The 12,139-nt window shown below is 52.8% G+C and carries 9 protein-coding genes; 3 read left to right on the top strand and 6 right to left on the bottom strand.

The genetic code is table 11. From position 1 onward, the window contains the following. Window positions 1-51: 51 nt before the first annotated feature. From C173_RS27280 to C173_RS27265, 4 genes are read right to left on the bottom strand one after another with little or no spacing between them, the layout of a single operon-like run. Window positions 52-990: an ABC transporter permease gene (locus C173_RS27280; protein WP_036731089.1), complete on the bottom strand. Its 939-nt coding sequence runs from the start codon at window positions 988-990 to the stop codon at window positions 52-54. Beyond that, on the bottom strand, window positions 987-2,033 hold the full coding sequence (locus C173_RS27275; protein WP_036731087.1) for an ABC transporter permease: 1,047 nt from the start codon (window positions 2,031-2,033) through the stop codon (window positions 987-989). Before C173_RS27275 ends, C173_RS27280 begins: the two co-directional genes overlap by 4 nt. Continuing rightward, on the bottom strand, window positions 2,026-3,588 hold the full coding sequence (locus C173_RS27270; RefSeq protein WP_036731085.1) for an ABC transporter ATP-binding protein: 1,563 nt from the start codon (window positions 3,586-3,588) through the stop codon (window positions 2,026-2,028). The genes C173_RS27275 and C173_RS27270 overlap by 8 nt, the downstream gene beginning before the upstream one ends. Before the next feature lie 41 nt (window positions 3,589-3,629). After that, window positions 3,630-4,748: a BMP family ABC transporter substrate-binding protein gene (locus C173_RS27265; protein ID WP_235192045.1), complete on the bottom strand. Its 1,119-nt coding sequence runs from the start codon at window positions 4,746-4,748 to the stop codon at window positions 3,630-3,632. Between the two features lie 351 nt (window positions 4,749-5,099). On the opposite strand from C173_RS27265, the gene C173_RS27260 reads away from it, so the two are divergent. The 3 genes from C173_RS27260 (at window position 5,100) to C173_RS27250 (ending at window position 8,871) form a co-directional block, all read left to right on the top strand. Beyond that, entirely contained in the window at window positions 5,100-5,855 is a 756-nt protein-coding gene (locus C173_RS27260; RefSeq protein WP_036731081.1) for an AraC family transcriptional regulator, read from the top strand. A 200-nt stretch (window positions 5,856-6,055) separates the two neighbouring features. Beyond that, entirely contained in the window at window positions 6,056-8,296 is a 2,241-nt protein-coding gene (locus tag C173_RS27255; protein WP_036731079.1) for a helix-turn-helix domain-containing protein, read from the top strand. A 185-nt stretch (window positions 8,297-8,481) separates the two neighbouring features. After that, on the top strand, window positions 8,482-8,871 hold the full coding sequence (locus C173_RS27250) for a hypothetical protein (protein WP_036731077.1): 390 nt from the start codon (window positions 8,482-8,484) through the stop codon (window positions 8,869-8,871). Between the two features lie 617 nt (window positions 8,872-9,488). On the opposite strand, the gene C173_RS27240 is transcribed toward C173_RS27250, so the two are convergent. Then, window positions 9,489-11,084, bottom strand: a complete 1,596-nt coding sequence (locus C173_RS27240) for an extracellular solute-binding protein (RefSeq protein ID WP_036731074.1) — start codon at window positions 11,082-11,084, stop codon at window positions 9,489-9,491. 148 nt (window positions 11,085-11,232) lie between these two features. After that, window positions 11,233-12,126: a carbohydrate ABC transporter permease gene (locus C173_RS27235; protein WP_036700398.1), complete on the bottom strand. Its 894-nt coding sequence runs from the start codon at window positions 12,124-12,126 to the stop codon at window positions 11,233-11,235. Between the last annotated feature and the right edge of the window lie 13 nt (window positions 12,127-12,139).

The raw sequence follows: 12,139 nt of genomic DNA, 5'->3' as shown, positions 1-12,139 counted from the left end.
CGCTTCTTTTTGCTTTTCGTTAATTTCTTTCATACGCCTTATCTACCTTGTTTATTTCGTAACAGTCGTCTTCAGCTTCTTATTCTTCTTCCGTGTCTCCGAGACCGCATAGATAATCAGACCGATCACCGTTGCCACATAAGGCAGCGTAGCAATCAGCTCGGCTGGAATCTTCAGCACCTGCAGGGCATTGGAGAGCGCGTCGGCTGCGCCGAAGAGCAGTGAGGTCAGCGCTGTGCCCACGGTGGTGCTCCGGCCCATGGATTCAGCAGCGATGGCAATCCAGCCCCGGCCGGCGATCATATCGCGGGTGAACAGCGACAGGTAGCCCATCGACATATAGGCTCCGCCCAGACTGGCGAAGAAGCCGCTGAGCAGCAGCGCGCTGTACTGGATACGGACTACACTGACACCCACCGACTGGGCCGCATGCGGATTCTCGCCTACAGAGCGGATACGCAGCCCCAGCGGTGTACGGTTGAGCAGATAATAGACTACGAGTACCGACAGTATAGAGAAATACGTCAGAATGTGGTGCCCCGACAGGATCGGGCCCAGCACCGGAATATCCTGCAGGAGCGGAATATCTATACTCGGCAGTACTTTACTCGCCAGGGAGGTGGAAGAGCCTTTGTCACCGCTCAGCAGGTACAGAATAAATACCGTACCGCCGGAAGCGAACATATTGATCGCCACCCCGCCGAGAATAATGTGGGTCTTGAACTTCAAGGTGAAAAAAGCCAAAATGCCCGCAATCAGCGTTCCCGACAGCACCGCCCCAAGCAATCCCACCCAGGCGCTCTGCGTATAGGCGCTCACAATAACCCCGGCCAGCGCCGAGACCAGCATGATACCTTCCATCCCGATGTTGATGATTCCGGCACGGTTCGAGATCAGCGCCCCCAGTGCAGCGAACAGAATCGGCGTGGTTACACGCAGGACAGAGAAGGCAAAATCCGTCGTCAGAATGACATTCAGCAGACTGTTCATGCTTCCTTCGCCTCCTTCAGCAGCATGCGGTTCTTCCAGAACTTGAGGAACTGCTCCGCAGAGATCAGCAGAATAATCACAGCCTGGATAATCGAGATCATCTCGGACGGCACATCGGAGAGGCGCGACATCATATCGGCGCCAATGCGGATATAGGCCAGGAAGAGCGCCGATACAATGACGGAGAACGGATTATTCTTGGCCAGCATGGCCACCAGAGCACCATCCATACCGTAGCCCGGTAAGGAGGTCCACTGAAACCGGCTGTACATCCCGAGCACTTCCACCGAGCCGCCCATACCGGCAATGAACCCGGCGATCAGATGGACCAGAATGATCACCTTGGCCGTCTTCATGCCTGAATAACGGGCGAAGTCCCGGTTAACCCCGGTCATCCGCAGCTCATAGCCCCATTTGGTCCGGTACAGGAACAGGTGGGCCAGCACAATAAGCACCAGCACAATAATAAGTCCGGTGTGAATCCGCGTCCCTGCAAACAGCTTGCTGAGCTGGGCCGTTTTCTCGAATTTAAAAGAAACGTTGGCAAAGGCCTTGGCATCCCGCAGATGATAGTTCAGCAGGTACAGCCCCACCCCAAACAGGATGTTATTGAACATCAGCGAGGTTACCAGCTCATTGGCGTTCCACTTCGCTTTGAGAATACCGGGGATGGCTGAGAGCAGTGCCCCTACGATCGAGCCCGCAAGAATCGCCACTACCGGATGGAACCAGCTGTTCAGGCTGAGATGAATCGCCAGCGCAGTAGTCACGACACCGGAGAAATAGAAGATCCCCTCCGCCCCCAGGTTGAACATATTGGCCCGGAACAGCAGGGAGACCGCAAGACCGGTGAACATCAGCGGAATCGCCATCTCAATGACATTGCCGATATGGCCCTTCGTGGACAATGGCTCCCAGAGGAAGATTCCGATCGTTTTCACCGGGTGGTCACTGACCAGCGAGATAATCAGGAACGCGATAATAAGTGCAATGACGATGACCGCCGCTGTGCGGATCGCCTCGAAATATTTGACTTTAAACATGATATGCGGCCCTCCCGGTCTGCTCTTTGTCCTGCCGGTTAATTCCCAGCATGTAGAGCCCCAGCTCTTCCTCACCGACTGCTGACGGATTATCGAAATAGGCCACAATCTGGCCCTCATACATCACGAGAAGACTGTCGCTCAGCTCCAGAATCTCATTCAGATCTGCCGATACCAGCAGCGTGGCACAGTTCGCCGAGCGCAGCTCCAGCAGCTTCTGGTGAATGAACTGGGCAGCCCCGATATCAACGCCCCGGGTCGGCTGCTCGGCGATCAGCAGCTGCGGATTCGTGGAACACTCCCTGGCTACGACTACCTTCTGCATGTTACCGCCGGACAGCATGCCGATCGGCTGCTGCGGGCCGGAGCAGCGCACCTTGAATTCCTCCACCAGCGCAGAGGCCAGCGCAGCAATTCTTGACCCGTGCAGGAAAGGCCCTTTATTCATATCCTTCTGACGGTAGCGCGTGGAGATCAGATTGTCGGCAATGCTTGCATCTCCGGCAGAGCCCTGGCGCATCCGGTCCTCAGGGATATAGGATACCCCCAGGTTGCGGATGTCCAGAATATCCAGCTCACGGATGTCCTTCCCCTTCACCTGTACCGACCCGCTGCCGCCAACCCCGCGCAGGCCACCGGTCAGTGCCTCGATCAGCTGCGTCTGTCCGTTCCCTTCAACGCCGGCGATGCCGACAATCTGGCCTTCACGGACCGAGAAGCTGATCTCGGAGAGCAGCGCTTTTCCCTGGCTGTCTGAGACGCTCAGCCCTTCCACCGCAAGCACCGGCTTGCCGTAGGGAAGATCGCTTTTGTCATACTTCAGCACCACATCCCGCCCAACCATCAGCCGCGAGATCTCCTGCTCTGTTACTTCCTTAGTATCGAAGACGCCTTCACTCCGGCCGCCGCGCATGATGGTAATCCGGTCACAGATGGCTTTGACCTCCTTCAGCTTGTGCGAGATGAACACAATCGTGTGTCCCTGCTCCTTAAGCTGCTGCAGCTCATGGAACAGCTCCTCCGTCTCCTGCGGAGTCAGCACTGCCGTTGGCTCATCGAGAATGAGAATCTTGGCCCCGCGCACCAGCGCCTTCAGAATTTCCACTTTCTGCTTCATGCCGACACTTAGGTCCTCCACCTTCGCCTTGGCATTCACTGATAGATTATATTTACGTGCAGTTGCCTCCGTCAGGCGTACGGCCTCTGCATAATTGAAGCCAACGCCCTTCTTCGGCTCCATACCGAGCACCATATTCTCCGCCACCGTAAAAGAAGGCACCAGCATGAAATGCTGATGCACCATCCCGATACCGCGGTCAATCGCGTCCTGCGGGGACTGCAGCTTCACTTGTTCTCCCCGGATGTAGAGCCCGCCTTCGCTTGGGCTCTCCATTCCGAACATAATTTTCATCAGAGTCGATTTACCGGCTCCGTTCTCACCCGCAATCGCATGGATCTCGCCTTCGCGTAGGGAGAACTCAACGTCCTTGTTGGCAACCACACCGTTCGGATACACTTTGGTGATTCCCCGCATTTCCAGCAGAGCATTTGCCATGGGTCATCAACGCCTTTCAACCAAAGATTCTGTTCATGTCCTTAAGGTTTAACAGCATTACGGATGGCTTCCACTTCAGAAGTCTCCATACCCATTGCGTTATCCACCTTAATTTCCTTATTGATCAGCTTCTGCTTCACTTCTTCAATCTTGGTCTGCAATTCAGCCGGGAATGCCGCCTTGTAGATCTCGTTCTCGGCAATGCCTACGCCGTCTTCGACGAAGCCAAGCACATCGCGTTTACCCATTTCAAGCGTGCCGTCCTGCAGTTTCTTCACTGCGCCAAGGATGGCCGAATCAATCTTTTTAATCGCAGAAGTAACGATCAGGTTGGCTTTCACACTATCCGTATCCTTCAGCAGCATCGCCTGGTCAGAATCGACGCCGATCGCATATTTGTTCTTTTCCTTCGCTGCATCGAAGATGCCAAGGCCCGTACCGCCCGCTACGTTGAAAATAATATCCACACCCGAGTTATACTGGATCAGCGACAATTCCTTGCCCTTGGCAGGGTTTACGAAATCTCCGGCATAAGAGACAGCTACCTTCACTTCTGGATCAACATACTGTGCTCCCTGAATGTAACCAACCAGGAAGGCATTGATGCCGGGAATGTCCATTCCGCCCAGGAATCCGATCACATTGTCCTTGTTGGCATTAGGCATATCAGACTGGGTAGCAAGCGCCGCAGCCGCTCCGGCCAGGAAGGAGACCTCATTGGTCGAGTAAGACATATTGTACATATTGGCAGGCGCTTCCTCGATGTCGGTGTCATAGTTGATGAATTTTTTATCGGGATTTGCTTCTGCCGTTGCATTGAACATTTCTGTAATTTCCGAGCCGCCGGAGATGACAACATCCCAATCCTCAGCAGCGATATCATTAAAAGTCGGCTCCCATTTCGTCTTGTCAGCGCCCATTTCCACAACCTTCGTCTCTGCGCCAAGCTCGCTTTTCACCTTCTGCAGACCATTGTTCGCCGCATCAAAAAACGACTTGTCCCCCAGCGTTCCCGGAATCAGCAGCACCACCTTGAGCTTGTCCCCCGCAGCCGCGCCGCCGCCTTCCGCATCCGTTCCCGGAGTTGCAGTCGCACCATTCCCGTTCCCGGACTTGTTGTTCCCGCATGCAGCGACCAGTACCATAACTGCCAGTAACATTAAAGTGAGCATTTTCTTTTTCATTTTCTAAGTTCACACCCCTATTTGTAATAGATCCACCCTGCCTGAATAGCATAAAATCCCAATTACACGTTTTGTTGGTCCCATCGAATCGGGCAGCATGAATAAGCGACTGTTGAAATTCTGAAAATAAGCATTTTACTCTGAAAACCAAACATTTCATGTTACATTTCGCTAAAAAACCGTAAAATATCCGAACAAGATGGCCAGTCTAGTTGAGAATCTTCGGTTTTATTGATAAGATCATATCAAATGAAAACATAAATATTTATATATTTTCGGTCATGTTTTTGTACGATTCGGCTAAATGACGATCAAGGGAGGCTCATCATGGATCGTGTCCTATATATTGTAAATGCAGAACATGAAGCAGGTACCTATATCCCTCCGCACCAGCATGAGTGCTTCGAGCTTGTCTATTACATCCACGGTCAGGGCACCTGCAGCATCGGCCAGCGCAGCTATCACTTCCGGCCCTCTACCTTCGCCCTCATTCCGGCTGGCTTCAAGCATGATGAGAATCATCAGCCCAGCCCGGAGGTGCTGTTCGTCGGCTTCCACTGCGGCAATCCGGTGATCAATTCGCTGTCCGGTGTGTTTGACGATGATAAGGAGCACACGGTCCTTCAGACCCTACAGCGGATGAATGCGGAATTCAAGCGCAAACGTGACGGGTTCACCGAGCTGCTGAATTTGCAAATGAGCGAAATTACCGTCTATCTCCAGCGGCTGCTCAGCGCCTCCGATTTCCATTCCCCGGCAGAGGATCAGATGCAGTATGTGCTCAATTATATGAACGAGCATTACCGCCACAAGCTCTCCATAGCCTCTCTAGCCGAAATGTCCGGCTACAGCTACGACCGCTTCCGGCATCTGTTCAAGGAGCGGTTCATGCATTCGCCCCACCGTTATCTTTTACTAAAACGCTTAGATTATGCCAAGTCGCTCCTCCTGCACAGCCAAATGCATATCTCAGAGGTCTCGGCTGCAGCCGGATTCGTCAACGATGCCCAGTTCTGCAATATGTTCAAACGGGAGGTCGGCCTCTCCCCGCGCACCTTCCGCATTCAGAGCAGAGTCATATAGGGAATAGTCCCCTCCCCTGTCACAAGTAGCTTTTGTACACGAATCTTGCATTTGTTCACTGCGCAGGGGTCCGGCCTGTTCACAGTTGTAAGCTTGTTCTACTGTCCTGTTCATAGGCTGGAGCTTATAATCGTACTATGAACATTTAAAACAAGGACGGTACCCGCAAGAATACACAGTGAGTCAGGGGGCTACTTTGGATGAGACTGAACAAGATCGGCAATCAACGGGCACTGTACAGCAGACTGCTAGTCAGCATTACGCTTTGCGTCTCCTTAACCTTTCTGGTCTCCACCATCATTTATTACAACTACTATATCGGCGTAGAAAAGAAACAGACCTTCCAGTCCGACCTCGGCAACCTCACACAGACCAGCCGGGAGGTCGTGAACATGACGGATGCTGCGCAATCGCTTTCTTTTCAAATCTACCGCAACAGCACCATCTCCAAAATCGTATTCTACGATAAGCCGGACATCTACGATGTCACCGCCGCCATGTCCGAGCTGGGCAACTATCTAAGCTCCATGCCTTATATCGAATCCATCTATGTATATAATCCCAAGGGCGGGCAGCTGTATGTTGCCTCCTCCCATGGTCAGAACGGTGTGTATACCGAGAAGGAGCTGGTCGATACCTCCATTCTGGATATCCTGAGCCACTATCAGAACTATAAGGCGTTCACTCCCATTCCCAGAGTCTATTCCAACGGCGCACAGGAGAACGATCAGGTCCGTGCCTACACCTTCCTGTGTCTGGATGCGATCGGCTGGGACCGGGCCATTAATTCGGCGGTGATTGTGAATATTTCGGCTCCGTGGATCAACAAAGAGATCGCCAGCCCGGCGGATTCCACCAGCGCGACCTATATTCTGGATGATCAGGGCGCCTTCCGCTCCAGCAACAGCCTGAAGCAGCAGGAGCTGACCCCGGAGGAAGCAGGATTCATCGAGCAGCGGATCAAGGGCCGGGAGGCCGGGTATTTCATCGCTCCCTTCGGGGGCGTGAACTCGCTGATCTCTTATACGGCACCGGATGATTTAAGCTGGCAGTATGTACGAATTACGCCGTATGAGATCATTACGAAGCAGACCAACAACATCCGCAACACCACCTTGCTGATCGCAGGTCTGGTGCTGGTGGCCGGCATCGGCCTCTCCTGGATCATGTCCAGAAGCCTCTACCTGCCGATGAACCGGATTGTCAGCGAGATGCATATTCTGGAGACCGAGAAGCGCGACAGCATGTTCATGATCCGGCAAAATACACTGCGGGACCTGATCCTCGGCCTGAAGCCTTTGCAGTCCATGCAGCAGGTAGAGAAGCTGCGCCAGCTCGGCATTCATTTCACCTTCAATGATGATTACCGGCTGATCCTGCTGCGGATTGACCGTTACCGGGAGTTCCGGGAAGCCCGCTCCTCTTATCTGCTGGCCTCCAAATTCGCCATTATGAACATCGCCTCCGAAATCTGCGGCCAGACCTACCGCGTGGAGACTGTGGATATGAACGATGATGGGATTCTGGTGCTGCTGAACATTATCGATCCCGTGGAATATACGGATACCGGCCTAATCGAAGCCCTGCTCCGGCAGATTCAGCAGGCCTGCTCCGACTATTTGAAGATCAGTCTTACCCTGACCTACAGCCATATCGACCGTAATGCCAGCCATCTGCATCAGCTCTATCAGCAGGTCCGCGAGGCGTCGAATCACCGCCTGTTCTATGGGCATGGCAGTATCCTGAATGCCCGGGACATCTGTGCGCTGGAGTCCAGCACTTATCATTATCCGGCGGACAAGGAGAAGAGACTAGCGGATGCGCTGCTGAGCGGCAAGCTGACGGACGCCGCCGAGCAGTTCAGCGCGATGATCCGCGAGACCGGGGCCTTCCCTTACCAGACCGCACAGCTAACCGTGTCCAGGCTCAGCGTCACCATCAGAGAAATCGTGAACACTATCCAGAGGCGTAACCGCTTACAAATTGATGGAATGGCCGAGCTGCCGAGCCTGGACGCTATCGAGACGATAGAGGAGCTCGAGGAGGCCTTCACCGCCCTCTTCCATACCCTGCAGGAGCAGCTGGCCGGCAAAAAGAACACCAAGCAGCACGACCTCATCTGCCAGATCAACGCCAAGATCAATGAGGATTACATGAAGCCTCATCTGAGCCTGAACCAGATCGCCGATGAACTGGACATGTCACCCATCTATATCAGCCGCCTCTACAAGCAGCAAACCATGAACAGCATCGTCGATGTCATCCTGGAGGTGCGGATGCGCGAAGTGTGCGCCCTGCTGGAGAACACCGACCTGCCCGTCACCGCGATCGCCGAGCGCTGCGGCTTCACCAGCAGCTCCTACCTGCACCGGATGTTCAAGCGCAGCTTCGGTACGACGCCTACCGACTACCGGCGTTTAAAGAGCGTGCGGACTATATAAATCGTATTTGTAAGTTTTCGAACTGGGGCCGTGGCCCCAGTTTAGATTCAACTTGTTAACATTTTCACAATTGAAAATGTAAAAAAACACGATATACTAAAATCACATAAGATTGGTTTGCTAACTGAGGAAATTGTACAGCAAGCAAAAATCATATCTTCTTATTTATCCGGGAGGTGTCTTTTTTGGAAGACGTTATTAATTTTGTTCAAGCTTTCAAAGGTCTGGAGGAGCGGATCGATGAATTTATTAATGAGGATTCATTCCTGGAATATTTAGAAGGATCAGAAGCAGTTGTTGAAGGAGGAGCTTATGTTTGGTCCAAATTAAAACCTGCTGAAATTAGTAAACAGGATCACATTAACTCAGATTATATGAGTTTAGCAGAAGAGGTCAGAAATGTTTTGACCAATGAACACAGTCCGCATATTGAAAAGTTTGAACGGAGTTGTGCCATAGTATTAAACTATATTCGGCAAGACACTCTGCTGTGGGTTCCTGGACTGAAAAACGTAATTGAAAATATAAAATCAGAACTGGACTTACAGCAATTTTTCATAGAATTGACTAGATAGCACACTTTATCATCCATGGTACAGTAACGCTTTGGTGGAACACCAAGCCTTCTTTTAATCGCTTTGGTGGAACACCAAGCCTTCTTTTGTTCGCTTTGGTGGAACACCAAGCCTTCTTTTGTTCGCTTTGGTGGGACACCATGCCTTCTTTTGTTCGCTTTGGTGGAACACCAAGCCTTCTTTTGTTCGCTTTGGTGGAACACCAAGCCCTTCTCCGTGTGCACGGAGAAGCTAGGGTACGCTTCACCTCAAGCCGGTCTCCAGATTCGTGGAGACGGGCTCTTCTGCTCTCCCCACCTGCCCCGGAAGCCTGGGGCTGACGCGGCAAGAGGGCCGGGGTTGACTCAGGTGTGCCCAGCGCTTAAACAGCGGAGAAAACGGAATGAATGTGGAGAAGCGGAGCGTTCGCCTTTGTGTCCGGATTTTCACCGCTAAGGTAAAATCAAAAAATCCGGACACAACAGCGATCGGAACATCGTTCCGTTTTCGGAGCGTCCACCCAAGCGCCATCGCCACTCCAGCACCAGCACCAGTACCAGCACCAGCACAAGCACCCACTCCAGCTCCCGCGCACACAAAAGGCCCCAAAAGCCATTCGGCTCCTGGGGCTCCCCTCATTATTTTAGACCTTTTTCAGCCACATAAGCCTCCCACTGCTTCGTCCACTCCGCCTGAATCTTCTCCAGGCCCGCCTGCTTGGCCTTCTGCATGAAGGTCTCCAGGCCCTTATCCACATCATCCACCAGTCCGGCCTCCAGCGGGAACAGGTACTGCTTCTCTACCTGCTCAAGCGCAGCCTTCTCTGCCTGATAGGAGGTGTAGTCCTCGGCGAAGCCCAGGAACAGGTCCGGCTTCTGGATTTTATCCAGCTCATCAAAGATCGCCTTGACCCCGTCGAAGCCCTTGTCAAACAGCATGAACTCCGGATTTCTCCACGCCCAGCCGTTCATGCCCTCACGGGTGAAGCCATTGGAGGTACTGGTGCCGACCAGCTTGTAATAGCCGTCTTCTACTGTGTAGTTCTTGCCTTCAATACCGTATTGCGTCAGCTGATTATACCGTTTGTCGAGCACCATCTTCTGATAGAAGGCAAGCGCCCGCTCCGGGTTCTTGCTGCTCTTCGGAATAGCGAACCCGTTGTGAATCGGATGTACAGGGGTCGCATAGCCGGTGGTTAAGCCGAAAGGAGAATACGCCAGCTCCCAATCCGGATGAGTTGTGCTGATCTTCATTTTCATATCATTGAACCGGTTAGGATTGTCCCCGAACATGCTGGCCGCTTTACCTGAAGTGACCGGGTCCTGCATCGTATCCTTAATATTCAGCACATTCTTTGGAATAAAGCCTTTATCGGCCCAGCGCTTCATCATCTTCAGCTCTTCTTTTTGCTCCTCGGAGCCCCAGTAGGAGTAGACCGTGGACGGAGAATCATACTTCACACCCATGCCGTACGGCAGCGCGCCGACCATTTTATGCAGCTCCGTATAGATATAATGAAGGTTGTTACCCACATCGCTGTTGAGGGACATCGGCATCATATCCGGCTCGTTTTTGACAATGCCGTCCATATAAGCCTCATAGCTGGCCAAGTCCTTGGGCTCCGGGAGATTGTATTTCTTACGCAGATCTTCGCGGTAGACGAACCCGTTGGTTACATACTCCTTGAAGGTCGCCGGAACCGTATAGATTTTACCGTCAACCTTAACGTCCTCCCACATCTTCTCAGGGACGAATTTCTGGAGCTCGGGAGCCGCCTTAGGTAGCAGATCATCCAGTGCCAGGAAGGCACCGCGCTTCGCATAGGATTGATATTGCGTCCAGTCCGCCGTAAAAATCAGATCTATCGCCTGCCCGGAGGACAGCAGCAGCTTATACTTCTGATCCCAGTCCGTCCAGCTGGTGAAGTTGAACTTCACCGTGGCGTTCAGGTCCGCTTCAGCCATTTTGTTGACCTCCGCCTGGATGGCCGGAAGATCCTTAGGAGCATCGCCGAGCATATAGAATTGCAGCTCCACCTTTTTCGAGGTGTCGATCCCGCTATCCGCTGCCGGAGCAACTCCCTCTGATGCAGGCGGTGTGCCTGCGTTGCCGTCCTTCCCGGCGCTGCCGGTATTGCCATTGCTGTTCCCCCCGCCGCAACCGGCCAGGAGCGATAGAGCGAGCAATCCAGTTGTAAGCGTAACCAAAGATCGTCTGCCTGCTTTCTTTCTCATGAATGAACCCTCCTAGAATTTGTTGTAAGCCCACGCTTCCCCGATGCCCTCGTGCAGTTCTCTACCCGGAAGCATACCATCCTTGTGTCTAACTCTATGTTAGCCGATATAGCAGATGTACGGTAAAGGTACAGTCTGCCAGCCGGTTCTAACCTTTCACCGCTCCGATCGTCAGACCCTTCACGAAATAACGCTGGATGAACGGATACAGGAACAGAATCGGTCCTGTGACCACAATCGCCATCGCCATCTTGGTGGATTCTGTCGGCAGATCACTGCCTAAGCTGACCCCGGTACCCGCGCCCATATTGGCGATGAAGGAGGCTGAGTTGATGACATTGTACAAATGGAACTGCAGCTGATACTTATGCGGATCATTAATGAACAGCGATGAGGAGAACCAGTCGTTCCAGTAAGCCAGCGCAAGGAACAGGCCTACCGTAGCAATCCCGGGCATCGAGAGCTGCAGTACAATGCGCCAGTATATTTTGAAATCCCCCGCCCCGTCAATCTTGGCCGATTCGAACAGCTCCTCCGGCACCGCCGAGCGGATGAAATTCTTCATCAGAATAATCAGGAACGGCGTCATCAAGCCAGGGAAAATCAGCGCCCCGTAAGAGTCCGTCAGATGCAGATACTTGGTGATCATAATGTACCAGGGCACCAGCCCCCCGCCGAACAGGGTCGTGAAGTAAATATAGAACGAGAAGGTATTGCGGTATTTGAAATCCTTGCGGGCCAGCACATACCCGGCCATCGTCATGAAGAACAGTCCCAGCGTCGTCCCCGTCACCGTAGTAAACAGCGTCACCCCATACGCCCGCAGTACCTCATCAGGGAAGGTGAATACCGTCTTGTAGCCCTCCAGCGAGAACTGCGCCGGGATGAAATGATAACCATCCTTGATGATGGACTCATTAGCTGTCAGGGAAGCCGAAATAATCAGCAGGAACGGAATCAGACAGGCTAAGGAGCCCAGTATAATTACGGTGTAAGCCACTCCCTGGAGTAGTCTGGTGTACGAGTCGTCTTTGATTTGCATGCTCTTTCTCTCC

It is taken from the genome of Paenibacillus sp. FSL R7-277 (genome assembly GCF_000517965.1).
Taxonomy (GTDB): Bacteria; Bacillota; Bacilli; order Paenibacillales; family Paenibacillaceae; genus Paenibacillus_AQ; species Paenibacillus_AQ silagei.
The sequence above is the reverse complement of the archived record's forward strand: the minus strand, read 5'-3'. Positions and strand labels throughout refer to the sequence as shown.